Annotated in this window: 23 protein-coding genes and 1 tRNA gene; 13 read left to right on the top strand and 11 right to left on the bottom strand. The window is 42.4% G+C overall.

All coding sequences use genetic code 11. The annotated features are described in order from the left end of the window. Window positions 1-91 precede the first annotated feature (91 nt). Together BLS28_RS12320 and BLS28_RS12315 are read right to left on the bottom strand one after the other, a co-directional pair. Window positions 92-1,843: a S41 family peptidase gene (locus BLS28_RS12320; RefSeq protein ID WP_369596625.1), complete on the bottom strand. Its 1,752-nt coding sequence runs from the start codon at window positions 1,841-1,843 to the stop codon at window positions 92-94. A 63-nt stretch (window positions 1,844-1,906) separates the two neighbouring features. Beyond that, on the bottom strand, window positions 1,907-2,122 hold the full coding sequence (locus tag BLS28_RS12315) for a hypothetical protein (RefSeq protein ID WP_090532134.1): 216 nt from the start codon (window positions 2,120-2,122) through the stop codon (window positions 1,907-1,909). Window positions 2,123-2,314: 192 nt separating this feature from the next. Here BLS28_RS12315 and BLS28_RS12310 point away from each other — a divergent pair, with 192 nt between their 5' ends. Then, window positions 2,315-2,887, top strand: a complete 573-nt coding sequence (locus BLS28_RS12310; RefSeq protein ID WP_091167635.1) for a porin family protein — start codon at window positions 2,315-2,317, stop codon at window positions 2,885-2,887. A 132-nt stretch (window positions 2,888-3,019) separates the two neighbouring features. On the opposite strand, the gene BLS28_RS12305 is transcribed toward BLS28_RS12310, so the two are convergent. Next, on the bottom strand, window positions 3,020-6,442 hold the full coding sequence (locus BLS28_RS12305; RefSeq protein WP_091167274.1) for a ThuA domain-containing protein: 3,423 nt from the start codon (window positions 6,440-6,442) through the stop codon (window positions 3,020-3,022). Between the two features lie 584 nt (window positions 6,443-7,026). Further along, window positions 7,027-7,138: transfer RNA gene (locus tag BLS28_RS30795), tRNA-Asp, on the bottom strand. 151 nt (window positions 7,139-7,289) lie between these two features. Between BLS28_RS30795 and BLS28_RS12300 the strand changes: the two genes are divergently transcribed. Next, the gene (locus BLS28_RS12300) at window positions 7,290-7,766 is read left to right on the top strand and encodes an Lrp/AsnC ligand binding domain-containing protein (RefSeq protein WP_090532141.1); all 477 of its coding nucleotides are present in this window, start codon (window positions 7,290-7,292) and stop codon (window positions 7,764-7,766) included. Between the two features lie 132 nt (window positions 7,767-7,898). Here the strand turns inward: BLS28_RS12300 and BLS28_RS12295 are convergent, their stop codons facing one another. Further along, the gene (locus BLS28_RS12295; RefSeq protein WP_176844442.1) at window positions 7,899-9,344 is read right to left on the bottom strand and encodes a glycoside hydrolase; all 1,446 of its coding nucleotides are present in this window, start codon (window positions 9,342-9,344) and stop codon (window positions 7,899-7,901) included. Between the two features lie 411 nt (window positions 9,345-9,755). Between BLS28_RS12295 and BLS28_RS12290 the strand changes: the two genes are divergently transcribed. The 9 genes from BLS28_RS12290 (at window position 9,756) to BLS28_RS12250 (ending at window position 17,044) form a co-directional block, all read left to right on the top strand. Next, window positions 9,756-10,694 carry an FAD:protein FMN transferase gene (locus BLS28_RS12290; RefSeq protein ID WP_091167267.1) on the top strand — a complete coding sequence of 313 codons (939 nt, stop codon included), beginning with the start codon at window positions 9,756-9,758 and terminating at the stop codon, window positions 10,692-10,694. Between the two features lie 186 nt (window positions 10,695-10,880). After that, the gene (locus BLS28_RS12285) at window positions 10,881-11,222 is read left to right on the top strand and encodes a hypothetical protein (protein WP_091167264.1); all 342 of its coding nucleotides are present in this window, start codon (window positions 10,881-10,883) and stop codon (window positions 11,220-11,222) included. Then, complete coding sequence (locus tag BLS28_RS12280) at window positions 11,212-12,120, top strand: hypothetical protein (protein ID WP_143020747.1); 909 nt, start codon at window positions 11,212-11,214, stop codon at window positions 12,118-12,120. The genes BLS28_RS12285 and BLS28_RS12280 overlap by 11 nt, the downstream gene beginning before the upstream one ends. 9 nt (window positions 12,121-12,129) lie before the next feature. Continuing rightward, entirely contained in the window at window positions 12,130-12,813 is a 684-nt protein-coding gene (locus BLS28_RS12275) for a response regulator transcription factor (protein WP_090532151.1), read from the top strand. 4 nt (window positions 12,814-12,817) lie between these two features. After that, the gene (locus BLS28_RS12270) at window positions 12,818-14,152 is read left to right on the top strand and encodes a sensor histidine kinase (RefSeq protein WP_091167260.1); all 1,335 of its coding nucleotides are present in this window, start codon (window positions 12,818-12,820) and stop codon (window positions 14,150-14,152) included. Between the two features lie 256 nt (window positions 14,153-14,408). Beyond that, window positions 14,409-15,089 carry a YiaD family glycine zipper/OmpA-like lipoprotein gene (locus BLS28_RS12265; protein WP_091167258.1) on the top strand — a complete coding sequence of 227 codons (681 nt, stop codon included), beginning with the start codon at window positions 14,409-14,411 and terminating at the stop codon, window positions 15,087-15,089. A 170-nt stretch (window positions 15,090-15,259) separates the two neighbouring features. Beyond that, a complete protein-coding gene (locus BLS28_RS12260; RefSeq protein WP_091167255.1) occupies window positions 15,260-15,649 on the top strand; it encodes an HYC_CC_PP family protein in 390 nt (129 codons plus the stop codon). A gap of 69 nt (window positions 15,650-15,718) precedes the next feature. Next, window positions 15,719-16,219: a heavy-metal-associated domain-containing protein gene (locus tag BLS28_RS12255; protein WP_091167252.1), complete on the top strand. Its 501-nt coding sequence runs from the start codon at window positions 15,719-15,721 to the stop codon at window positions 16,217-16,219. Between the two features lie 24 nt (window positions 16,220-16,243). Then, entirely contained in the window at window positions 16,244-17,044 is an 801-nt protein-coding gene (locus BLS28_RS12250) for a hypothetical protein (protein ID WP_143020746.1), read from the top strand. 309 nt (window positions 17,045-17,353) lie between these two features. On the opposite strand, the gene BLS28_RS12245 is transcribed toward BLS28_RS12250, so the two are convergent. Continuing rightward, the gene (locus BLS28_RS12245; RefSeq protein WP_091167247.1) at window positions 17,354-18,271 is read right to left on the bottom strand and encodes a DUF8428 domain-containing protein; all 918 of its coding nucleotides are present in this window, start codon (window positions 18,269-18,271) and stop codon (window positions 17,354-17,356) included. A gap of 337 nt (window positions 18,272-18,608) precedes the next feature. Here BLS28_RS12245 and BLS28_RS12240 point away from each other — a divergent pair, with 337 nt between their 5' ends. After that, window positions 18,609-20,171 carry a glycoside hydrolase family 10-like protein gene (locus BLS28_RS12240; protein ID WP_091167245.1) on the top strand — a complete coding sequence of 521 codons (1,563 nt, stop codon included), beginning with the start codon at window positions 18,609-18,611 and terminating at the stop codon, window positions 20,169-20,171. A gap of 157 nt (window positions 20,172-20,328) precedes the next feature. Here BLS28_RS12240 and BLS28_RS12235 read toward each other — a convergent pair whose 3' ends face one another. The 3 genes from BLS28_RS12235 to BLS28_RS12225 form a co-directional block, all read right to left on the bottom strand. Beyond that, window positions 20,329-21,117 (bottom strand): DUF1835 domain-containing protein, encoded by a 789-nt coding sequence (locus BLS28_RS12235; protein WP_143020745.1) that lies wholly within the window; start codon window positions 21,115-21,117, stop codon window positions 20,329-20,331. Window positions 21,118-21,227: 110 nt separating this feature from the next. Then, the gene (locus tag BLS28_RS12230) at window positions 21,228-21,734 is read right to left on the bottom strand and encodes a Cif family virulence factor (RefSeq protein WP_112656106.1); all 507 of its coding nucleotides are present in this window, start codon (window positions 21,732-21,734) and stop codon (window positions 21,228-21,230) included. Between the two features lie 123 nt (window positions 21,735-21,857). Then, window positions 21,858-23,162 carry an amidohydrolase gene (locus BLS28_RS12225; protein WP_091167238.1) on the bottom strand — a complete coding sequence of 435 codons (1,305 nt, stop codon included), beginning with the start codon at window positions 23,160-23,162 and terminating at the stop codon, window positions 21,858-21,860. Window positions 23,163-23,620: 458 nt separating this feature from the next. Between BLS28_RS12225 and BLS28_RS12220 the strand changes: the two genes are divergently transcribed. Beyond that, a complete protein-coding gene (locus tag BLS28_RS12220; protein ID WP_091167236.1) occupies window positions 23,621-24,028 on the top strand; it encodes a DoxX family protein in 408 nt (135 codons plus the stop codon). A 192-nt stretch (window positions 24,029-24,220) separates the two neighbouring features. On the opposite strand, the gene BLS28_RS12215 is transcribed toward BLS28_RS12220, so the two are convergent. After that, window positions 24,221-25,126 carry a DUF1735 domain-containing protein gene (locus BLS28_RS12215; protein ID WP_091167233.1) on the bottom strand — a complete coding sequence of 302 codons (906 nt, stop codon included), beginning with the start codon at window positions 25,124-25,126 and terminating at the stop codon, window positions 24,221-24,223. Window positions 25,127-25,143: 17 nt separating this feature from the next. Next, window positions 25,144-26,601, bottom strand: coding sequence for a SusD/RagB family nutrient-binding outer membrane lipoprotein (locus BLS28_RS12210; protein ID WP_091167231.1), 1,458 nt, complete (start codon window positions 26,599-26,601; stop codon window positions 25,144-25,146). Window positions 26,602-26,606: the final 5 nt, after the last annotated feature.

The raw sequence follows: 26,606 nt of genomic DNA, 5'->3' as shown, positions 1-26,606 counted from the left end.
AGGCCATAAAAGTTTAACTCCCTTACCTATTGCAAGGGGTAACTAATTGGATACAATGTGTGTTTTGAATTGAAACAGACTGGTGTTCAACCTATTCGTCGTCGTCATCTTTATCGGCTGCTTTTTTAGCTGCCATGGCCAATACAGGTTTTCCGATAACTTTATAGCTGCCTTCGCCTTTTAATATTGATGCCAGCTGGGCTTTGTCTTGCATGGTTTTTACGCTCTGCGCAAGTTCTTTATCGTATTTAAAGTTGGTTTCGTAACGGCCTTTTTCGTAGTAATAGCGCGACGCTATTTCGTTTTCAAGTACTTGCTTTATTTCGTCTTTATGTTGAACAAGATCGTTCTTTTTGCTGGCAATAAGTTTGGTTTTCAAACCTTCATACTCGGCCTGGATATCGTTGAACTGTTTATCCTTCGTGGCTTCAACTTTTAAAGTGGTTAATAATTTTTCGGATGCGGTGGTGTAGCTATAGTTTTTATCGGCCAGGTATTTTATAAAGTCATTGTATTCACCGTCAGATAGCGTAAACGAACGGGCATCGGCAATTTTAGCGTGCTTATCGTGGTAAACTGTGGCATAATCAAATATCAGCAGTTTGCCCACCAATGCCTGGGTAACATTGGCAAATTTTTCCTGTTTAATAAAGAGGTCTGGGTAAATGCCGCTGCCGTCATAAACAGAACGGCCGTTCTTTGTTTTAAATTCATGGATCAGCGAATCGGCCACTTTTACCACACTGCCATCATCCTTACGGTGGGTATAATCCAGCTCCTGAATACAACGGCCCGAAGGCACGTAGTATTTGGCAATGGTAATTTTTACCAGGCTATTGTATGGTAAATTGAAAGTTTGCTGTACCAGGCCTTTGCCATAACTGCGCTGCCCGATGATCACCGCGCGGTCGAGGTCCTGCAGGGCGCCGGCAACAATTTCACTTGCCGATGCCGAATGGCTGTTTACCAATACCACCAAAGGCAAATCGGGTTCGAGCGGTGCGCTGATGGTGCTGTAAGTAAAGTTCTTTTCCTTTATCTTCCCTTTTTGAGATACAATTTCCACATCTTTCTGCACAAAAAGGTTCACTATTTTTACAGCTTCCTGTAATATACCGCCGCCGTTTGAGCGAAGATCAAGAATGATACCGCTGGGATTTTTCTTTTTTAGCTCCACGAGGGCATTGGTAACTTCGGCAGCCGAATTTTCAAGAAACTTATCCAGTTTAATGTACCCCATGTTGCCATCAACCATGCCAAAGTACGATACATTGGGCTGTTTGATCTCGTCACGAACCAGGTTCTTTTCAAATGGCTGAGGTGTATTATCCCGTTTGATGAACAATTTTATGGCCGCACCCTTTGAGCCTTTCAGCAGTTGGCTCACCTGGTCATTATTCTTGCCGTTAAGGTCAACATCGTTTATCTTCAGGAGCTGATCGCCGGGGTGTACATCTCCTTTTTGGGCTGGGAAGCCCGCAAACACTTCCGATACAAATACTTTACCGTTACGCAAAAAAATACTGGCGCCAATGCCGCCATACTGGGTACTTACGTAATGCAGCTTATAATCTTCAATTTCCGATTCGGGCACAAACTCGGTATAAGGGTCAAGGCCATCGAGCATGGCATCAACACCGGTTTTTACCAGCTTGGCCGAATTGATATCATCAACATAATTGATATTAACCTCTTTATAAACAGAGGCAAAAACATCAAGGTTCTTAGAGATCTGGAACAGGTCGTCATTAAAACCCACTATACCCGCGGCCAGCAAGGCAATACCTGCAAATAAGCCTGCTCTTTTGTATTCTTTTTTGAACACTAAACCCTGTTTCATCATTTATCCTCGAAAAAAATAAAAATACAAAAAAGCTATCCAGTTTGTATAACCGCAGTGTCTATTTTACAGTCGGTTGGTATCAATATTCACCAGGGCCTTTTTTAGGGTAAAAACCACATATTTGCGATCGCGGTTTACCAGGTCCATCAGTTTGGTAATCAAGCTTTCTTCCTGTCCTTCACTGTATTTTAACTGCTCGTCTGTAAGGTGGTTGTATTTACGTTGAATCTTAATTTTTACGCGTTCCCAATCCTTGTTGGTAATACTGATTTCAGCCATGTTCAATTTATTTTCAGCAAAAATATAAAAAATACCAAGTTGCTACTGCTAATTGTTTGGCTCGTGTATTGATAATACGTAATACGGCTCAAATATGGGCCGGGTTATAACCAAAGTAAATTAATAGCGTAGGGCCGTATACAATTTAAAGGATAACGTGCGTTTATGGCTTTACATTTAACATCTAAAATCATGAAAAAGTATCTATTAAGTGCAGTATTGCTGATAGCTGTAAGCATCAGTGCAAAAGCACAATTTTCTTTAGGCGTAAAAGGGGGTGTCAATTTTTCAAAAATTGGCTCCGATAATTTTAACGACAAAAACCTGACCGGCTACCAGGCTGGTTTATTTGCCCGCGTAGGCAACGGCGTTTACTTACAGCCAGAGCTTTACCTGAGCGGCACCGGCGGTAAATTTGAATCAAATGATAATAATACCGCATTTAGTGGCAAGGTAAGGTTCACTAACCTGAATGTGCCATTATTGGTAGGTAAGTCATTTGGCCAAAAAGATCTGAACTTCCGCATTATGGCAGGGCCTATTTATACTTACACGCTTGATCAAAGCACCAGCGTAAGTAATAACGTAGGTAATGCATTCAATGATTTTAACAAAAGCAATATTGGTTTCCAGGCCGGGGCCGGTGTTGATATAGGTTCAATCACTGCCGATTTGCGTTACGAAGGCGGCTTAACCAAAGTGAGCGACAGTTTTGCTAAACGCCAAAACCTTTGGGCACTAAGTGTGGGCTTTAAGATTTTTTAAAGATTATAGAGAGTTCGTGGGGACACGAACTTTGGGAATGTAAAACGGCCCGGCAGATTAACCTGCCGGGCCGTTTGTTTTTATCTCCCCCCCCGCGTAATTGCTATGACGGGTGGTTTAGGGCTCTTGCCCCTACTTCGCACTAAACACAACTGATGTTACCCCTGCTGTCATAGCGGCTTTACTTGCCGGTTTGTATATGAAGAACAGCTTATGCATTTTACCGTCAGTTACCGGCGTAAGTACCAGGTGAACAGCGCCGCCTTTAGCATCCTTAGCAGGCACAGGCATACTTCCTTTACCTGCAAGGGTTCCTGTTTCCGAATCGATCCTTAATTCAAAATTAAGCGGAGCAGTAGGTGGTGCTTGCCAGAAATTGGTTAGGTTAATGGAGCGTACGCCTGTTAAATCGATATTCTCCAATGCAAACCAACCGTCGGTAGCCGGATAGATCATCAGGTTAATGCCATTGTATTTAAAGGCGGTAAACCCGTTGAATTTTTCGGTGCCTTTAAACTGGTAAGTACTGCTGTTTAACGATACAATGCTGCTACCTGTTAATTTCTTAATATCGTTACCGCCATCATCAGTGTATTTGGCCGATAATACTAAGGCTGCCGACTGCTGTTTTTCAGGCGGAGCAGGCATAATAGTGCCAGATGCAGCTAAAGAAGGTTTTTGATTGCTGTTATCGAGCGAAAGTACCCAGTTAATGATCTGATCAAGGTCGCCCTGCTTAATGTTTGGATGGGCAGACATAGCTGTTTCACCCCAAACACCGGCACCACCTTTAATTACCTTTTGGGTGAGTTTGGCCATGGCATTAGGATCTTTTTTGTATCTGGCCGCAACCTGAACAAATGACGGGCCTATTGATTTACCGTCTTCCTTATGGCAGCTTTTGCAATCCATAGTTAACATGAGTGTTTTACCGCGGTTTTCGGGTTCGCCTTGCTCGTGCTGTGCCGCTGATTGCGCCTTGTCGAAACCCTCAATATAATCAAGCCCAACATAAATACGTTTTGGATCTATCGCTTTGGTGTCAGGTCCATCGGTTACGTTAACCGCATATTTGAACGGCACGCCAGGCAGGTAGAACGATTTATTACCACCACTGATATTGATGCTAACAGTTGGTTGCTCGTTACCTGCGTAAACACTAACCGGCGCGCTTTTACTTGCTGCACCTTTATCGTCTTTTGCTTCAACAGTAATTTTGTAATCGCCAACTGTTGTGTAAGTATAGCTAAGCGATGGGGTGGTTGTTTCTTTAGTTACACCATTACCCAGGTTCCAGGTGTAAGAAATATTATCTTTTTCCGGATCAGCGGCTTTGGCAGTCAACTTAACAGTAAAAGGCAGTACGCCAGATGTTTTATCAGCTTTGAAAGATGAAATTTCGGGAGGACGGTTGCCTGAAATATAGTCAATACGGAACAGGCCAGCATCCGGGTTATGTGAAAACCAACCGCTGCCGTACTCCAAACCATAAAGCCTGCCATCTGGGCCAACTTCCATATCAATCATGGAGTTTACCTTCAATTTAGGGAAGAAAGGTTCCATCTTATCAAAATCACCTTCAGGAGTTAGCGTGATGGCCTTTATCCATCCGCGCATCCAATCGTATGCTAAAAACTTGCCGTTGTAATAATCAGGCAGGCGGGTTTCTTCCGGGAACATATCTGTATAATAAACCGGACCAGCCATAGCGTTACGACCGCCGGTACCAACCTGCGGAAAATCTGCCGATGGGCCATAAGGATACCAGATAAATGCAGGTTGCGCCGGCGGCAGATCGGTTAAACCTGTGTTATTACGCGAGTTATTAACCGGGTGCTTAGGATCAAACGCCGGGCCCGATTTGCCTGTGGCATAATCATAAAGGTGGTACGGTTTGTTATCGCCTACAAAATATGGCCAGCCAAAGTTACCCGCTTTTTTAGCCTGGTTAACCTCGTCGTATCCCATGGGGCCACGGTTGTCAAGGCTGTCATTGTGCGCATCCGGACCCACTTCGCCCCAGTACAGGTAGCCGTTTTTCTGATCTACCGAAATCCGGTATGGGTTCCTGTCGCCCATTACATAAATCTCCGGGCGGGTTTTTGGCGTACCTTTCGGGAACAGGTTGCCTTCGGGGATTTCATATGTGCCGTCATCTTTAAGGTTGATACGCATAATTTTACCGCGAAGGTCATTGGTATTACCAGCCGAGCGGCGGGCATCAAACTGCAGGTGACCCGGCCTGTCATCAAGCGGTGCATAACCGCTGCTTACGTACTTTTGTCCTTTTTCGTCAAACGGAGTTGAGTTATCTCCGGCCGAGAAGAACAGGGTTTTATCAGGCCCCGGACCGAATGCTATCGAGCCACCTGTGTGGCAGCAGATATCACGCTGGGCTTTCACCTCCAAAATAACCTTCTCCGTTTTTTTATCCAGGGTATCGTTTTTAAACGTAAACCTCGAAAGGCGGTTTACCGAACTATCGGCAGGACTATAATAAATATAAATCCAGTTGTTTTTTTCAAACTCAGGGTCTTTAGCCAGTCCAAGCATCCCTTCTTCGGCATTTACATTGGGCACATGTGCTTTCCAATACACATCAAAAAAACCAACCTGTTTCACCTTCTGGGTATCGTGTTTGTACAGCATGATCTCGCCGCGGCGCTGGATCACCATAATATCCAGGTTCGGCAATATGGTCATTTCGGTAGGCTCAAAAAATTCGCCGGTTGATAATTGTGTCTTTTTAAAGCGATCCTCATCGGGTGGCAGTTGGGTTTTAGCCTTGCTGTAATCCAATTCCTTATTTTCGCCTATGGCATATTTAATACCGGCAAGCAGCATTTTCAGGTAGCCTGTTTCTTTATAACTTTCGTCGGTATGGCCCATGGCTGTATAAAATGCACGGCCCCCGTCAAAATCATGATACCAGGTGGCAGGGTGGTTACCCATACGCTTCCCTCCTTTGTAACTGTTTTCATCAAGGGTAATGAGTACATGTACATCTGTGGCCAATGGCTTGCGGAAACTATAAAACTCATCGGTGCGTTTCCATACTTTAGGCAGATCTTTAGTTGCATCGTTGTTGGCATCAACTATATTATAAGTGCCGGGCTGTACATTCGGGTTTTTATCATGGATACCCGGGTGGTCATAAAACCAGGCGCCAACCAGGCGACCATACCACCCCCAGTCATATTCTGTATCGGCGGCAGCATGAATGCCTACATAACCGCCTCCCGCCTGAATATAACGTTCAAAGGCTGCTTCCTGCCTGTAATCAAGTACATCGGCAGTAGTGCTTAAGAAAATAACAGTTGAATACTTTTTGAGGGTATCCTCGTTAAACATTGCCGAGTTTTTTGTAGTGTCTACCTCAAAGCCATTTTCGGCGCCAAGCTTTTTGATAGCGGCTATACCTGCATCGATGGATGCATGGTGAAAGCCCATTGTTTTTGAAAAGATAAGCACGCGCGGTTTATTGGGGCGTGTTTTGTTACAGGATAAGTAAATGCAGCTGAATGCCACAAGAACCATCAGGACGATTTTTTTCATATCGACTTAATTGCAGATTGGGTTAATTGGTGTTCGGATCGGTTTCAGGACTCAAGGCAGCAATATACCACAATCGATTGCAATAAATTGGTGCCTACCAAATTTATAACTAAATCTTTACGAAACAATATGCAATGTGTAAAAATGACACATTATTTTTTACTGTGATTTTGACGGTTTTTGCTGCGTCCGGTCATATATAGAAAGGTTATTTCCTTTCCTGCTTTTTTCGGCAGGTGCCCGTGAAGCTATCCGGATGATGTTATGCGAATTGGCTTAGGCTGATTACAATATTTTGGAGAATGCAAAATAAAAAAGCTGTAAAAACAGCAAAGCCCCTGATGGGCAGGGGCCTTTACTAACCAATTATAAACCTAAATTATGAGAAGAGCTGTAGGAGAAGGAGTCGAACCTTCACGGAGTGGTTATTTTTATCGCTAAAAGTTTCCCAATTTCTCCGCCACCGCGACAAGGAGGTGTGTCTGCCAAAAATTTCACCATCCTACAGTGTTGTAAGTCTTAAGTCGTTAGTCTGAAGTTCTAAGTCTTTTGACTTAAGACTTCTGACTTTGTACTTAAACTTGCTGTTGGGGAAGGATTCGAACCTTCACAGAGTGGTTAGCCCGCTTCGGGTTTTCCATGATCTCCGCCACCGGGACAAGGAGGTGTGTCTGCCAAAAATTTCACCACCCAACATTGTTTTTACTTTAAAGAACATTAAGCATTTCCCTTTTGCTTGATACAAATTTAATAGGACTATCTATTTCTTGCAAATATTTCAACAAAAATATTTTATTTTTAATCGAATTTTAATTAAACTTGTATTTCAATATAGATATTCAAATTTATGTCCCACAGAAAAGCTCAAAATTTAGAAATTGATAATCTTGACATCCAGATTTTATCAATATTAATGAAAAATGCTACCACTCCATACACCGAGATAGCTAAAGAGTTGATTGTTTCTGGCGGAACCATACACGTGCGGATGAAAAAGTTAGAGGAGATGGGTGTAATAAAAGGGGCCAGCCTTGAGGTAGATCCGCAAAAGTTAGGATATGACATCACTGCATTCCTGGGTATTTACCTCGAAAAAGGATCACAGTATAATGAAGCTGTAAAGCAATTAAAAACAATTAAAGAAATTGTCGAGTTGCATTACACTACCGGCGAATGGAGCATTTTTGCTAAAATTGTATGTCATGATACCACTCACCTGCGTGAAGTTTTGAACGAGCAGATCCAGGGTGTAAGAGGCATTCAACGTACCGAAACCTTCATTTCGCTTGAAGAAAGTATCAGGAGGCAAATAACGCTGGAATAAATTTTTACTCAAATTATTGAAACGCCTACAGCCTGGTTTTTACCGGGCTATAGGCGTTTGTTTTATGAAAACCTCAAATTGATTACCAAAAAACGGACTATCGAGCGTTAAAAGGGAATATTCATGACCCGATTACCATGTCACCCTAACTGTAGTGAAAGATTTTCCGGCATAATCAACATCATAATAATTTTGATTCACATTATCCTGGCTCCAAATCAACGCGTTATTTTCCGTTGCACTGGTCCTGTAAATCCTTATTGTACTTATATTGCCGCCAAAGTACAGCCTAACCCTGTTTTGGGGATCGGTATTCCAGTTAACTACATGAATATCGGCCTTGTTTGAGGTTGTAAAAGCGCTTACGTTATCCGCTCCAAAGTTCGTTATGCCGGTTAAGGTTGTCGGAATATAATTTTCGTTAAGCAGGTTAGCCGTATATTGTTGAAAAACGTAGTAATTTTTCTTTCGTACCGCCGGTGCTCCCCAGGGAGTATACAGCAGCCCGCCAAAATTAGTTTCAGGATTACCCCATTCAAAATACAGCCAGCCTTTGGCTCCGCCCCTAAAGGCATCATGAAATTTATTAACAAGGTCAAGGGCAGCCGTTAATTCATCCGGTGTAGTTCCCATACCAAAGCCAGCGTGCCACTCCGTCATATACAGGCCCTTTGCACCCGCTGATGAAGAGGCTGATGAAAAGTTAGCAGCAGAACTATTGAAATATTGATGAGTGGTGAAAAGACTTACGTTCCCCGAGGCATTAAGCCCCGAAACATATGATCCGGTATGGGTTACATCAATACAATCCGGAGATGCAAAAACAGGTACAGAGATACTCAATGACTGTAATTTAGTTTTAAGCCATCCGGCAGTGCTTGTATATACACTTTGGGCTTGCGCTGTGGTAAACTCCGCCGATTCATATGCTATACCCGAAGACGGGTAATCGGGCTCATTCATTAAGCTCAAATAATTAACTGTTATTCCATTGTCTTTTAGATTTTTAATATGAGCATACAAAAATTCGCCGAATTCGCTATAAGCATTTGTTACACCTGCATTAAGCGTTCCTCCATTATTAACGCTATTGTTAGTTTTCAAATATTTAGGCGGAGATAATACAATGGCCCAAACTTTAATAGCCGGATTTATAAGCTGCGCTTTTTTTAACGCTGTTATCTGGTCAACCAGGTTAGAATTGCCGGTAAAATTAAATTTAGAAAAATCGGTGTTATTCGGGTCTGTATTATCATTCACATCCTCCACTCCATCAGCTCTAAGTACAATTTTAAAAACATTTACATTAAGGTCATGCCAAAGCCAGTTGCTTGCATCAGTAAAATTAGTTATCCCGTTTACCAGGTGCCCACTATAAAAATAGCAGCCCGCCCCTATAAGGTCAATCTTCTGGAGGGGGCTTCCTATTCCTACAGTTATACTTCCCCCGCTTTGAACGGAATTTATAACTGGCTGATTCACGCGTTGCTGTGCAGGAGGGACAGCATTTTTACGACAGGACAAAACAGCGCAAGCCAGTGTCACAGCTATCGCTGAAAGGATTTGATTCTTTCTCATAAACTTTTCTTTGATTGATAATTGGTCCGTAATTTTCGATAATAAAACAAGCTGATAAATGGACATAATCAGGTTTTATATGGACTATATTACTTTCAGGATATTCAACACCATATCCTGCTGAAAATTTATAAAAGCAGAGGAAAAAAGATATTTTATTTCGATGTTGCTTCAACACTATCCTCTTAAGTTAGCGCTTCTGCCCGCTTTAACTCTTTTTATCATTTAAGTGTTAAAAAATGTCAAAATCAGTTAATTATATTAATTAAAAAGCCTTTTTCATCTCAATTTCATAAAGCGCCGCTACTTTAGTTTTTGTAAAGGAGTGATGTAGCGTAATTGATCAAACTCGCGTAAGGTAATTTACGGTGCATTGTGTGTTCATTTTTAGATACTTAAAAGATTATTATTATGCTGGCTATAAAAACTTTAACCGATAATTTAACAGTCTACAAACGCAACATACGTTTAATGGGCGATAAATTTGAGATTAGTGTAGTGGGCAATAACCCCCTGCTGGCCGATGAGCAAATTGACATTGCCATTGATGAAATTAACAGAGTTGAAAAACTGCTTTCGGCTTTTAGCGATGACAGCAGCATCAACCACATAAACCGTAATGCCGGTATTGCCCCGGTTAAAGCCGATGGTGAAACATTCAGGCTCATTAACAGGGCACTGCAAATATCAGAACTTACTTACGGCGCTTTTGATATTACCTACCTGGCTGATAACGCATTTAACGAAACCACAGCCGAAAACGCTTCGGTAAAAACCGCCAAACGTACGCTTCCACTGGCCAGCTACAAAAACATAGTGCTTGATGCTGTAAAACAAACTGTTTTTCTGAAAGAAAAAGGGATGCGCATCGGCTTTGGCGCAAACGGCAAAGGTTACGCTGCCGATCGGGCTAAATATGTATTGCAAATGAACGGTGTGAGCAGCGGTGTGATCAATTTTGGCGGTGACCTGCTTGCGTGGGGCTTACAACCAAACCTGCAGCCCTGGACTGTTGCCGATGCCGACATTAGCCAGCTAAACCAACCCTTTGCTGATTTGGAGATCAGTAATCTTGCTTTTGCTACATCGGTTAACGCCGAAAAATATGCAAGTATCAGCAATAAAAAATTCACCAACGTATTTAACCCTAAAAAAGGTTTTCCGGTTAGCGGTATTACAAGCGTAAGCATCCTTAGCCCTACCGCCGAATTTGCCGACGCTTTGGCCACACCAATACTCACCATAGGTGTTAACGCCGGCTTATACATGATCAATCAGCTTAACCAGGTGGCCTGCGTTATTATTGATGATCAAAACCGGGTTTATCCGTCAAAAGACATTGCTCTCTGACTTTCAAACATTAAAGTACACTCATAAACCTTTCGTCATAATTGTGATCTGGTATAATTCATTTGCATCGGCATTTTTACAAGTGCTCCTGCAAATGAATTGTTATTTGTTGTACCTTTCTCATTTTGGTGTAAACATTTAAATTGTCCTTTATTTGAGCCTTATTTTTACCTTTTCTTCCCCTCAATGATAAAGTGGTTTGCGTATATTGTCCTGTTATTGATATTTGCAACACGTATATCATTTGCCAATGCCCTTACAAAAAACATTGATGCACTTGCTCATGCCGGTAACAAAAAACCGGGTGCGTTGTCGTATACTTTATTAGCGGCTGATACTACGACTAAAACCAAAAAGCAACTGGAGGATGAAAAGAAAAAAATCAAAGAAATAGCCAAAGCAAAGCGGCAGGCTAAGCCGGCTACCGTTGACGAAGATGCCGTACCGCCTAAGCCCAAACCAAAAAGGCAGCGCCGCCCCGAAGGCATGGAGCGCCCGCCCGAAATACCGAGGAGAAATGGCAGTTAAACCGGTTAAACAATTTACCATATTGATGAAATACCTTTGCTTACTTTTTTTTATGGCTGCAAGCGGTACCGTATTTGGTGCGGATACTGATTTGCGCCTTTTTGCCGGTAAGCACCCCTTAGTAGCCGATTCTGATACTATTATTCGTAAGCGGTCAATTTCGGCCGGGGTAAGTTATGGCAGCGACGTGCTGTTTTTTGGTCGTACCGGCCCGGTAAAATATCCTTTTGTTACTGCCGATCTGATTTATAATACCAAGTCGGGTATCTTTTTATATGGCTCGGCCTTTAAAGTTTTGGGGTATGCCCCTGTTGATGAGGTTGATTTGGGCGGGGGATATTTTTACAAGTTTTCAAAAGCATTTTCCGGCTCAGCAAGTTATACGCGGTTCTTTTTTGCCAGGGATGCAGCGCAGGTTATCAAGTCGGCCTCCTCAAATGATATCAATTTTAAAAACTCATACGATTGGCATTACCTGAAAACAAGTGCCGTGCTCGATTATCTTTTCGGCAAATCGAACGACATTTTTTTAACGATAAGCAATTCAAAATACTGGGAAAGCAGCTGGAGCATTTTTGACGACCAGGATTTTCTTTCCTTTAACCCTTCCTTTAATTTCATCCTGGGCACGCAGAATTTTGTTCAGCGGTATTCGCTTGATCATCATTTCAGGGATGAGGCCGCCAATATTTCTATACAATATGACCCGCGTTATGCGAGCCGTAACCGCCGGTTCAACATGCTTAATTACAGCTTCAAAATCCCGGTGGCTTATAACCGGCCGCATTATACGTTTGAATTTTCGTACAAATATTCTATCCCAGTTAACGTAGAAGGAGTATTGCTTAACCGGCGCGAGTCATTTTATAATTTAACTTTTTACTACGTTTTTTATTAATCATATTACATGAATGTTTTAATAATAGAAGACGAAACAGCACTTGCCCACGAACTTGAAATTTTTCTTTCAAACTATAACTATATCTGCGAGGTTTGTTTTGACGGCACTTCGGCATCCGAAAAAATTGCCACAAACCTGTATGATTTTATATTGATAGACCTGGGCCTGCCCGATTATGACGGCCTTGATCTGCTCAGGGAATCAAAAAAGACTAATTCGGAGGCGGCATGTATTATACTCACCGCGCGTGCAGAGATCAACGACCGGATCAAAGGCCTCGACCTTGGCGCCGACGATTATCTGCCTAAGCCTTTTTCGTTGCTTGAGCTGCAAAGCCGTATGCAGGCAATCATCAGGCGTAAGTTTGGTGTTAAAAATAACATTGTTGAACTGGGTGGTTTCCTGATCGACCTTACCGCACGTACTATATCCTATTATAACAGCGTTGTTAATACCATTACCAAAAAAGAATTTGACCTCATAGCCTATTTAATTTTACATAAAAACCGTACGCTTACCCGCATGCAGCTGAGCGAGCATATCTGGGGCAGCGTGGTGAATAATGACTATGACAGCAATTATATTGACGCGCATATTAAAAATATCCGTAAAAAATTAAATGCCTATGCCCCGCCCGACTGGCTGGAAACGGTACGAGGTTTGGGTTATAAAATAAAGATCAACGCCTGAGTATTTGAAATTAGGAACAAAACTTACCCTTTTTAACGCCATCTCCAAGCTGGTTATCGTGATACTGTTTGTATTGCTTGTTCCTGTATTGATCAAAAATATCAGCCGTAATTATGTCGACAGCAAGCTTATCAAACAAAAAAACAAGCTGCTGCAAATTGTAAAAAGCAAGGGCATTGAAACCTACATCGAAAACGGCGAAGGCTACGGCAGCTACCTCCCGCTGAAGGAAGAATATATCAGCCTGGACGAAGTTGATCCCGATTATTTCCTGGATACTATAAAAAGAGGCAAGCGCCTTTTTAGTGAAGGGGATACATTAGAGTATCGCATACTAAGCCACACCTTTAAGGTTAAGAACAAAAATTACCTGCTGGAAATTGGCAAAAGTGTAGATACTTTGGATGAAACCAGCGTCCCGCTACAAAACATAGCTTTCCAGGTATTGCTGGGAATGATCTTGTTGACCGTATTAGCCGACCAGGTATATTCAACCTATGTACTTAAGCCTTTACGGCTTATTATTAAAACCAAGCTTGTAGGGCAAAAATTCCCTAATTTTCATACCTACCGGCAGGTACGTACTACCACATCAGATTTTCAGCACCTGGATATCAGTATCCATAACATGATTGAAACCATTGCGGATAAATTTCATAAAGAGCGGGAGTTTATTTCCAACGCATCGCATGAGCTTATGACACCTATCTCTATTCTTCAGTCAAAAATCGAGAATATGTTTGAGGAGGAGGATATCAACGATGAGCTTAAAGGCAGGTTATTGGAAATGCAAAAGATCCTGAACCGGTTGAAGAGCATTACGAAAACGCTGCTGCTCATTTCGCAGATAGAGAACGAACAGTTTTTAAAAGAAGACAAGATATCGGTATCCGAACTGTTACAGGAGGTTTATGACGAGATCTCCATTCGTCTGCAGGATAAAAATATCAGCTACGAGATGTTGATGCCAGACAACTGGCATTTTGTCAACGTCAATAAATTTTTACTCTTTAACCTGTTTTTTAATCTTATTAACAATGCCATTAAATATAATCATGAGGGCGGCAGCATTAAGGTAACAGGCACTGCTGTAAATGATAAATATATGATCAGTATAGCTGATACTGGCGTCGGTATAGATGAAGCCGCCATCCCACTGATCTTTAACCGCTTTAAAAAATTCAGACAGTCATTACAACAAGACAGCTTTGGATTGGGCCTGCCTATTGTAAAATCAATAGCGGCCTTTCATGATATTGAAATCAATGTAATTTCTGAAAAAGATAAAGGGAGCACCTTCAAACTTATTTTCCCGGCCACGTTGATAGTAATTTCCTAAACTTCAAAAAAGCATGCCAAATTGTACTGTAGCAAAAATTTTACTACTGCTTTGTACTAAAAATCGGGCAGTGTTGTAAAAATCAATAATCCTGCATTCTTTACTCCACTGAAATTAACTTTACTTATCATTAAAAAAATGTTGCTATGATTGATGGAGGGTGTTCTTTTAAAGGAAGCAGTCTATAATACTGCCATCAGGTTTTTTTGGCATCTGCTTTGTAAAAAGTACGGTATAACATAATTATACAAGTACGATGAGAACGCTTAAATTAAAAGTAGCCACCCTTGCTATAGCATTAGCTACAGCAGGCATATTAGGCTCAGGATGTAATTCACTTACAAAAACACAAAAAGGTGCTGCTATTGGCGCGGGTGCCGGTGGTACAGTAGGTGCTTTTATTGGTAAAGCTGCCGGTAATACCGCTTTAGGTGCTATTATAGGTGGTGCTGTAGGTGGTACCGCAGGTGCTTTTATCGGCCGTAATATGGACAGACAAGCTGCCGAAATTAAACAAACAGTGCCGGGCGCCACAGTAACCCGCGAAGGTGAAGGCATTTTGGTTAAATTTGATTCAGGTATTTTATTTGACACCAATAAATCAGATTTGAAACCTGCTGCGGAAACTAACCTGCAAAACCTGGCTGCCTCATTACAGAAAAACCCTGAAACTAACATTACCATCATCGGCCATACCGATAATACCGGATCTGACAGTTATAATCAAACACTTTCAGTCAAAAGGGCGGATGCTGTAAAATCATATTTAGTTGCGGGTAACGTAGCCTCATCACGTATGACAGTGACCGGCAAGGGCGAAAGTGAACCAATTGCCGATAATACCACTGCCGATGGCCGCGCACAAAACCGCAGGGTTGAGATCACCATTGTGGCAAACGAAAAAATGAAGGAGCAGGCAAAACAGGCTGCCCAGTAATACAGCGTAATAATAAGATCAGTTAATAGTTTAAAGAGAAAGTCCCCGGCGCAAAGCCGGGGCTTTTTGGTATATGCCAAAATCACTATTTGCACATTTGTTAAACAATGTATTATCCCAACTGATAAAAACATTTTGTAATCAACAAGTTAATCACCTACTTTTGCAGTATGGTAAAAAGATCAGGAGCGATATTACTCACTATGCTGTACACAGTTACGGTATTGGGCTTTGCTCTTAATTTCCATATTTGCGGCGACTATGTAGCATCTGTAAAAATTGATGCCCCGGCGGTTAACTGCAAAATGGACCAAAAAGGCGGCAAAATGAAATGCTGCAAGGATAAACAGGTTGAAGTAAAAGTAAAAGACGCTCACCAGGGCGAATCAACTTCCTTTTTAGCAAAGATGTTTGGCTTTGAACTGCCAAGCTGGTCGTTCGATAGCCTATTTCCGGCCTTGCCATCTTCTTCTTCCGACAAATTTTATGACCGCAGCCCTCCCGATCCATCGGTTCAGGGCATCGCCACATTTATCCGCAACTGTATCTTCCGCATTTGATCTGTTAATTGTTAAACCCGGTAAACCTTATCAATAGTTTATTCTCTAACAATTAATTATACGATCAATATGAAAACTTTAAAAATATTCATCATCATATTTGCGCTTTCTGTAACAGCAGCTAAAGCCCAATTTACCAAAGCCGAACTCCAGGTTAGCGGCCTTACCTGCGCACTATGCGCCAAATCAACAGAAAAAGCATTACGCACCCTGCCGTTTATTGGCGAAATCAAAACTGATCTGATCCGTAACACTTACCTCATTACCTTTAAAGATCACGTTCCGGTAAATTTTGAGCAGATCAGCAAAAAGGTTCAGGGTTCTGGATTTTCGGTTAACAGTTTAAAAGCCACTTATAATTTTGCCAATACCAAAGTTGCCGAGAATGCATTTAACTACGGGGGCGATACTTACCGCCTGCTTAACGCTGCCGATAAATCATTCACCGGCGATGTGAGCTTTACCGTGGTTGACAATGGTTTCGCACCCAAATCGGTATCAAAAAAATACCTTGGCCAGGTTACGGATACTGCCCCTGCAAGTGGCCGCGTTTATCATTTAGCTATCTAAGTTCTTCATTTAACATCATTTTTTATGAAGAAGATATTATTGGCTGTTTGCCTTATGGCAATGGCACGCCCTGTATTGGCGCAGGAACTGTATGTAAATACAGAACCTGCCAGCAATATGGCAACCGGCTCATTGGGCATTCGCGTGGAAAACCAGGGATACTTTAAGCCATCGTACAAAAACCGCAGTACTATTGAGGCCATGTATGGTGTTAGCCGACATTTGATGGTGCATGGCTCGGTTTACATGTCTGATTATTATAATTCGAGCCAGCACTTTGAAGGTGGCAGCGTGTACGCCAAGTACCGGTTCCTATCTATCGATACCGTTCAAAAGCATTTCAGGGGCGCATTTTTTGCCAAGCTATCAAGTATTAACAATCCTATAGTGAACCGGGAGATCACTTTAGAAGGTGATAACAGCGGTGCACAGGGCGGTGTAGTTTTCACCCAGCTACTGCATAAGCTGGCGCTTTCAGGTTCGGCAAGCTATTTGCGGGCGTTTAATAACAGCGGTAACTATGAAATTTCAACCAATAGAGTACGTAATGCCGCGGCTTATACCTTATCTGGCGGCTATTTGCTTTTGCCACGTAATTATCGCGACTACAAGCAGGTAAATTTAAACTTGTATTGTGAACTGCTGGGCAAAACCAACCCAGGGCATAGCGAAAGTTATCTGGACGTTGCACCCGCTTTGCAACTGATCTTTAACAGTACCTGCCGGCTTGATTTCTCGTACCGTACACCTATCTATAATGATATGCAACGGAATACTAAAAACATGTACCTAATCAGGCTGGAGTACAACTTTTTTAATCTTTAACCCAGCTTTCGTTCACCATCATGTATGTGATATTGGGTGGGGCTTTTGCCCAACATCATTTATGACAGCACACCAATTGGATTTGAGGTGTATTTAAGGATAAGCCCGGCGCTGATGAAAATTTAATGATGACTAACTTTTCGAATTAAATCAAATTACACGAATTGGAGTAATACATAATTCCATCTTTATTGTAGTAATGTTCTTTTGGAATATCAAACACAAGAAGAGGCCCGGTTTGTTACGCAAACCGGGCCTCTTCTTGTAATTCGTGAAATTCGACCTAAATCGAAAAATTAGTGCCGATAATTATTTAAGCGTTACACCTGTTTTACCCATAGTACCACCATCAGCATAAAGCATAATGGTATAAGTGCCTTTCTGGAATGGCAGGGTTGGGTTTATCCAGTCGATGGTGTATTGTGTGCCATCATCCTTAAAATCAATGGATGTTTTGTAGGTGTATTGCAGGTCCTGGCCATCGGCGCTGAAAGTTCCTGAATCAGGTGCCGTGATCAGGTTTCCGGTTGGATCAATCACGCGTACATAAATATCATGCATAGCTTTTGTAGCCAAAGTATTGCTGGCCACAGTGAAGTTGATCTTCAGTTTTTTGGCTGGGTTTGCACGTGTTACGTCAACCTCTTTTCCGCTGCCTTTTATTTTATAGGCAACCACATCTGAAGTTGCTAGCTTGAGCGCCTGGGCTACTTTCACCTTAGCACCAAGATCCTCATTTTGTTTGGATAGCGTATCTACCTTTTTGGCAACCGTTGCCAGGTTGGTTTTTAAAGTATCCCTTTCGGTGGTGAGCGATGTGTTCTGTTTTTTGAGCTCATCAATGTCGGCAGTATACTTGGTTACAAAATAACGGAGTTGTTTTACATCCTCCTGTACTTTGGCCAGTTCCTGTGCGGTAAGTTTACCTTTGGCCAGTTTAGCCCTCAAGACTTTAATGGTCGATTTTAACGAATCGTTTTTGGCGGTTAGTGCCGCTGTCATTTTGGCTTTGCCTGCAGTGACCTGTTCAACCTGCGATTCAAGACTGTCGAGCTCTGTTTGCAGCCTTGTTTGCTCATCATGCTGATAAACTATTTTTTTATCGGAGTTGTTTTTTTGCAGGTACAGATACACATCGGTACCCAATAAAGCAAGCACTACTACAATAAGAAAATAAATGACGTTTGAGTTTTTCTTAGGTTGTTGTTGCCCAGATTGGTTTTCCATAGCAATTAAATGTTAAGTTTTAGCATAGTTAAGCAAGTGGTATAACAAAAGCTTAGCTATAGTGTTTAGTTTTTAACGAAATATCAACTGTTAATTGATGTAAAGCGCTTTCCTGCAAGTATATACAGATGCATTTATCCTTAATGGTTAACATATTGAACGTTAAAACACTAAAAATATGATTTTTTAAAAAATTATTACATCAATTGTTTTAGGCGTTGAGCTAAAATAACTACAAAATGTTTAAAACACAATAAGGCTTCAATTTTTATACTTCATAATAAACCTGCTACGTTATGAGTTTATATCTTTGCAACTTTCAATTTAATTCTATTTGATGCATATATACCAACGGTTCATACTCCTGATTATAATCCTGTTTACAAGTTTAACAGTCAATGCGCAACCTGCCGATCTTGTACCGGCACCGGTTGATGTAAAAATGCAGCCCAAACGCGAATTCAGGGGGGTATGGATAGCCACCGTGGTTAACATCGACTGGCCAACCAACTCCAAATCGCCTTCAGAAAAGCAGAAACAAGAGCTTATCGATATACTAAATTCGCACCAGGAAACCGGGATCAATGCGGTTATGCTTCAGGTGCGGCCCGCTGCCGACGCATTTTATGCCAAAAGCCGTGAGCCTTGGTCGAAATATTTAACCGGTAAACAGGGCCAGGCCCCAAGCCCCAACTATGACCCGCTTGAATTTGCAATCACCGAAGCACATAAACGCGGCATGGAACTGCACGCCTGGTTTAACCCTTACCGCGCTACTTTTGACGGCAACTTTGCAGCGCTTAGTCCGCAGCATATTACTAAAATAAAGCCTGAATGGTTCTTTACCTACGGCGGTATTAAAACTTTTAACCCCGGCCTGCCCGAAGTGCGCGATTATATTGTACAGGTAATTCTGGATGTTGTAGATAATTACGACATAGACGGCATACACATGGACGATTATTTTTATCCCTATCCAATTGCAGGTCAAAAAATAAACGACGAGGAAACATTTAGAAAGTACGGCGAAGGTTACGATAATATTAAAGACTGGCGCCGCCACAATGTGGACCTGCTGATACATATGATTGCCGACAGCGTTCATGCGCATGATCCTAACATCAAATTTGGCGTAAGTCCTTTTGGCATCTGGGCTAATAAAGCGCAAAATGAGGAAGGTTCCGAAACCAATGGCGGTTCCTCATATTATGAAAACTATGCCGATACCCGCAAGTGGGTAAAAGAAGGCTGGATAGATTATATCAATCCGCAGCTTTACTGGCAGATAGGCAACCGTGCTGCCGATTTTCAAAAGCTGCTCGACTGGTGGGGCGACAATACTTATGGCAGGCATTTATATGTAGGCCAGGCGGCTTACCGCATCAACGAGCGCAAAGTTCAGGCTTTCAGAAACCCGGCTCAGCTACCTCAGCAAATAGAACTTATTCGCAACAACCCAAGGGTTCAGGGCAGTGTTTACTTTAGTTCCAATTCGCTCACCAGCAACCCGCTTGGCTTTACCGACTCGCTACGCGACAACTATTACCAATACCCTGCACTGCCGCCGGTAATGCTATGGCGCGATTCGATACCGCCTAACGCCCCTCAACAGGTTACGGCCAAAGCCGTAGGTAGAAGTGTAGCAGTAAGGTGGCTTACTCCAACTTTAGCTAAAGACGAAGAGCCGGTTTATGGCTATGTGATCTACCGCTTTAACGATGGTGAAAAGATAGACATCGACAATCCTAAAAACATTCTCAAAATCAAATATGATCCCACGCTGGGGTATGACGATAATACTGTTATTAAGGGTAAAACTTATCTTTATGTAGTCACAGCATTAGATAGGATGAAGAATGAGAGTGAAAGGTCGCCAACGATAGCCGTCACGGTTCCGTAGGAATCATACTGATCATTGTCATTTCGAAACGAGGAACGAGTGAGAAATCTTATGCACTATATCAAGCGGCTATCCAAGGCGTTTAAGCCGGGCATATAAGATTTCTCTTTCGCCCCAATGTTCAGCCCCTCTCTGCTCAGTCAGGAAATGACACAATTTATAACTCTATCAACTCTTTTTCCTTCAGTTTATTGAGATAGATATCGATCTCGCTATCGCCCATGCCAAAAATACTTTCATTTTTCCAAAAGGCGTGGTAAATGGCCGTCTTGGTTTTAGCGCCGTTATTATAAATATCCAGTAGTTTTTGTTCGATATAGCTCAACCCATCCGCATTGGTTTGCATCCGTTTCAGGTGTGCCTGTAGTGCAGGCTTAAGCAGCGGAATGCCGCCCCAAAAGGTATTTTCATTAAGCCATTTTTCTAACCCGGCGAGGTCATTATTAACATATAGCCTCCAGGCATCGGCGGCCAGGCCAAGCTCCCATTCGTTCAGGCGTTCGCGGGCATCATACAATTCTTCAAATTGTTCGCCGGTTAATTCACCCAAGCCTTTCTTATTATCAAACTGAACACAATCTGCCAGGCAAATGAGGTAAATGGCCGGGGCCGACATATCGGTTTTCAGCGAAAGCATTTCCAATACACCCAGCAGGTTTACCTGGCAATGCAAATCAAATTCAAACCACAGGTTAATCTCGGTATACCGGCTGTTTAGTTTGCCAAGCTCATCTATCACTTTATGCTGATATTCATTTGCCGGGGCATCGAATGTTCTCCCAATCCAATCGCGGCGCTCACTCCAGAAACTTCCTGAAAGGATATTTTCCTGTAAAGGGCCTTCAGAAAACACCTCGCGCCAAACCATAACATCGCCGTCGAGCCCAGTTTGATCAAAACCATCTAACGCGGCATCGCCATTTAATATATGTAGGATAGCGTTCATAAAAGCTAAGTTATAAATAAAACCAAGGCCTTTTGTAAAGGGAAGTTTGTCAATCTTAATTTTAAATTCAGATTGCAAAAGTAGGCCGGCTTATGATACAGACTGGTGTTTTACATGCCGTTGCGCGGTACCCAGGCCTGGCTTTTAATGAGCCATTTACCGCTCACTATCCTTAATACGAACGAAAAGGCCCCCTGTTCTTCAAAATGTTCGCCATTCACAAGGCCGGTATATTCAACAGGAGCTATGAGGTAAACTATTTCGTCGGTTTGCTGAAAAGTTTTGATACGCTGCAAATCGACTTTAAAATCTCTGATCTTAAAATCCTTAACTGCTTTTTGTACCGAATTTATCCACTGTACACCGGCCAGTTGCCCGTTCCACGAAAAAGGGGGCTGTTCATCGGCTACTACGGCATTAGGAGCGTAAAGATCAGATACTGCTTCGATACTGAAAGTGCCGGAAGCTTTTATTACCGTTTCAACAACCTGGCGTACCTCGGGCTTTAATTTAGCTACCGTATCGGCAGGCAGCATCATTTTTGCCGAAGCTGCAATACCAGGCAAACTGCTCATAAACATGCACAGGCATAAAAGGGGTAGTAAATGCTTTTTCATGATCTTAACAATTTCACACTATGCTATTAAAGCCGTTCAATATACGAATAAGCCGCTGTAAAAATACTTTTTGATCGCTATTGTTTCAGCTAAATTAAAAAGAGCTATAGGGTACTGAGTAACTTATTTCTTGTTGTTCATGTAATCAATGGTCATATTACACAAGGCTTTTACACCTAAACTAAAGCCGCTTTCATCAATATAAAAATCGGGTGTATGGTGCGATGGTGCTTTCAGCGGATCGCCTCCCTTTGGCATACCGCCCAAAAATATGAACAAGCCCGGCACCTTTTCCTGGTAAAAGCTAAAATCTTCGGCACCGGTTACCGGCGGGCGTAATAGTACGTTAGCAGCGCCGGCAGTTTGCTGCAGGCTTGGCAGCATTTTTTGAGTGAGCTCAGGATCGTTATAAGTTACGGGATAGTGGTTGCTGTAGGGTATTTTTACGGTAGCTGTTGCTCCCTGGGCTTCGGCTGTTTTGGTGGCAATTTCGGTTACCCTGGTAACCAGCATTTTTTCATCAGCAGGGGTGAAGGAGCGGAGGGTACCCAGCATTTCAACCGATTCGGGGATGATGTTTGAGCGGTTACCTCCCTTTATGGCGCCAATAGTTACCACCGCCGGGTTTTCGGTTACATTGATATTGCGGCTTACTATAGTTTGTAGGTTATTGATGATCTGTGCTGATGTTACAATCGGATCAACGCTCGACCATGGATAAGCTCCGTGGGCCGACCGCCCCTTTACGATGATCTGCATGTCATTAACCCCTGCCATGGTACCACCCGGCCGGTAGGTTATTTTGCCAACCTCCGTTTGCGAATTAATGTGCAGCCCGAAAACCACATCCACTTTGGGGTTTTCCAGCACGCCCTCTTTTACCATTTGCTCGGCCCCGCCTTTTTGACCGGGTTCAACGCCCTCTTCGGCAGGTTGAAAAATGAATTTTACGGTGCCGTGTAAATCTGCTTTCATTGACGATAGCACCTGCGCAACCGCCATCAGTATGGCCATGTGCGAATCGTGCCCGCAGGCATGCATCACGCCAACCTCCTGTGCGTTATAAGTAGTTTTTACTTTAGATGCAAATGGCACAGGTGTACGCTCAATAACCGGCAACCCGTCCATATCCGCCCTCAGAGCCACAACCGGGCCCGGATGCCCGCCTTTCAATACCCCAACCACACCAGTGGTCGCTATGCCGGTTGTTACCTCGATACCTAACAATTGTAGATGTTTGGCGATAATGGCCGACGTGCGTACCTCATGGTTGCCCAGTTCGGGATGTTCATGAAAATCCCGGCGCCAGGTTATTACCTGTTCCTGCAGGGCATCGGCTTTAGCATTTACCTGCTGGCGCACCTCATTTTTTTGTGCCAATGCCTGCAATGAAAAAATACATAAGGATAAAATAAGGCTTGCTTTCATACGGGTTGTTTGGAGATAGTAATATAAGCACAATAGTTTGAATATGGTAGATTGGGGAGTACTGGCTATGAGCCCCAATAAAAAAGGTAAGCAAGCGTGGTTCTTTTCTTGAGATGACAGAGCTGTTAACTTGGGGTTGCAGGGGGGTTAACAGGGTTAACACAATTTCGATTATAAGAACACAAATTATTGAAAATCAACTATTTAATAAATATACAGGGTTACATAAATCGTCGGTAAACTGGAGCCGGGTGGCCATCAACTTAAGTAAGAAAAAGCGCATAATCGCGTGCTCTCGCATAGAAGTCAGCGGGAGGGACTATGTTTAGCAGCGCTGTGAACATTGAAGCTCCATCGTTATTCCAAAGTTCCCGCTCAAGAGGGGAATTAATCTCTTATTTTAATGCCTTCCAACATTTTTATTACCTTAAGCCCTCACATCAACAAAATATCTTTAAATGGCACTTTTAGGCAATTTAGGCAATTATAAAAACTTTGGGCTCCTGATTATCCGGATTGGGCTTGGCATCATGTTTATTTATCATGGCTACCCTAAATTGATGGGCGGCACAGAAAGCTGGAAACATCTTGGAGCATCTATGAAATATATGGGCATTCATTTTTGGCCGGTGGTTTGGGGATTACTTGCAGCAGTTACAGAATGTTTTGGAGGCTTTCTGCTGATCATCGGGTTGGCTTTCCGGCCGGTTTGTATCCTATTATTTGTAAACATGATAGTAGCCGCCTTAATGCACCTGGGCACCGGAGGCGGGCTGGGCGATGCCGCTCATGCCATTGAAGATGCTGTTACGTTTGCCGGTTTAATATTTATTGGGCCAGGGAAATATAGCGTTGATAAAAAATAATTACATTAATTTAATATTAAGATACCCCGAAATCTCTATCAACATTTGACATCACTTTCGCCTCAAAAAGCAAGCAAATTTGGATGCATAGTTTTTGCAACCTCATATTGAAAGCAAAAGTAAAAGCCGATAGCTATTAAAGCAAAACAGGTCGCCGATTGGCGACCTGTTTATTAATCCCATTAAATAATTTTATTTATAGTAAGTATCCTGAAGCGACCTATCCGATCCGTTATCATTATTATGAACCTTAAACTTGAAAATAAATTTCTGAGCTATAGGATCAACAGATACTATTTCGGCAGGCGAACTGATCGATATTTTTGCTCCGGCCAAAGTTCCATCAGCCAAAGCAGCTGCGTCATCAGCATTTATCGCTACTGCGAAGTTAGAATAAGTACCCGCATTCTGCGTAAATGTAACTTCATAGCGTAATCCCAGGTATCCGGAAGCAACTTCAAATTGAGTTGGAGTAACCGGAGACAAAGTGGCCGACTGTCCTTTGGAATCAGTTGTTGGAGTTCCTGTGCCTGAACTGTTATTGTAACGTAAATAATCCCATTTATAAACGCCGGCAAAGTGGTTACCAATTACGTGATAATAATGGATACCGAAGTTACCGCTGATAGTAGTTCCTGAAGCATCTTTTATTACAATTGGAAGCATGTAACTTAAAGACGGATCTAACTTATTTTTATAAATAGTAACCGAAACAATTTTTGTGCGGGTACCTTTTGCTATAGTTACAGAGACATCGGTAAACACAAAAGCGTTTGCAGGCATAGCTACATAAGAAACGCTGTTATCAATTTTCGCGTAAGCTGCAATAACCGAGTTATCAACTGCCAAAGTTACTTTCGTATCAGTTGTCGGAATTGACGGCGATGCAATATTAACTGCAAACTGCCTAACAATAGTATCGCCCGCTTCGGTGAACGCATCTTTACTAAAATTTGTCAAACCGCTTATCGGTAATTCGGCAATAGGTTTTGATGCCCCAAAGTCTACGTACCTGTCATCTTTAAGGCACGAGCTAAGTAATGTTACACCCGCCAACAGGATAAGGCCCGTTAGCTTCGAATATATAAAATTTTTCATATCTATCTCGTTTTAAATTATTTAGCCCAGAAAATCTTTGATTTGAATGGGTCAATGGTTCCTTCTTTACCTACGTTATCGGCGTTTTGCTGATACTCAGAAGTTGGATAAAACACCCTGGTTGGTAAACCTGTACCAATTGCTTTTGAATCAATTGATCTTGGTACAGCAGGGTAGCCTGTTCTCCTGATCTCGTTATAAGCTTCAAGGCTTCCGTAACCGGTTAATGAAATCCATTTTTGAGTAATGATAGCCTGAAGTTTATTAGTGCTCGCGGCCCAGCTTACATTAGCAATTGGCTGATTGTAGTAAGTTTTGGCATCATCCGCACTAAGGCCCAAAGCAACAAACGATGCTGTTATACCGCTTTCGTACAGAGTTTGCGCGTTACCTGTAATAGTTCCATTCAATACAGCTTCAGCCTGAAGAAAGTATGACTCGGCCGATGACATCATGATACCATCCTGTGTAGCTGATTTCAACAAGCCCGGGCCGATGGCGCTTGTACCCGCATTCGGAACAGCAGAATCATCGCCAAATATGATACCAACACGTTTGATTTTCTTTGGATCATTGGCTATTGCAGCATAAAACGCCCTGGCCCTTAATGTATCATTAGTGGCTGTTAAGATACCTAATTCGTATGCATTAGCACGGTAGTACGCGTTGTTACCGGTTGGGTTACCGTTTTGATCAAAACCAAAACTTCTCCAGAAAGGGCTTTGCTGACCACCTACCGCGTCGCTATTGGCATAACCAGGTTGAGTAGCGGCTTTCACACTTGCGTTAAGATAGTTAGCATCACCCGAAGCTGGTAATGTAGCAGTTAGTTTACCGCGAACAGCCAAACGTAATTTTAAAGTGTTGGCAAACAATTTCCATTTAGCCATATCGCCCTTAAATACGATATCTGAAATATCAGGGTTGGTAGCTGAAGCGTTACCGTCAATTAATGCGATAGCTGCATCGATTTGTTTAATCAGGTCGGCATAAATATCAGCACCTTTATCATATTTGGGAAACAACGTTTTTGACGAGTTAAATGCCTCTGTGTAAGGAACATTGTTATAATTATCAACCAGCTGTTCAAAATCATACGCTTTCATGATTTTAGCAATCGCCCTGAATTTTGCAAATGAAGCATCAGCAGAAATAGTTTCCAGCGTGTTAAAGTTGGTTAAGTTTGCATATAGCGGGGCAAATACCTGATAGTTATCCGTAGTGAACTGGTATTGCTGCAATTGCGGGCTCGGCACGTAGTTACCGCTTGGTGATAACTGACCTGCCCAAACGCCGTAGTGAGGGTAATTGATGTTAACGATATCCGACGCTACTTTAAGTGCACCGGCCAACGTAAATTGCGGAGTGGTGACCGACGGCGTATTCGGGTTCACCGAAAGTTCTAAGAAGTCTTTCTTACAACCGGATAAACCGATGGTAACCAGACCTACCATTATATAAAAATATTTTTTCATCTCTT

The sequence above is a fragment of the Mucilaginibacter gossypii genome (assembly GCF_900100945.1).
In the GTDB taxonomy this organism is placed as follows: Bacteria; Bacteroidota; Bacteroidia; order Sphingobacteriales; family Sphingobacteriaceae; genus Mucilaginibacter; species Mucilaginibacter gossypii.
Note: the sequence above shows the minus strand (reverse complement) of the source record. Positions and strands in the feature narration are given on the sequence as shown.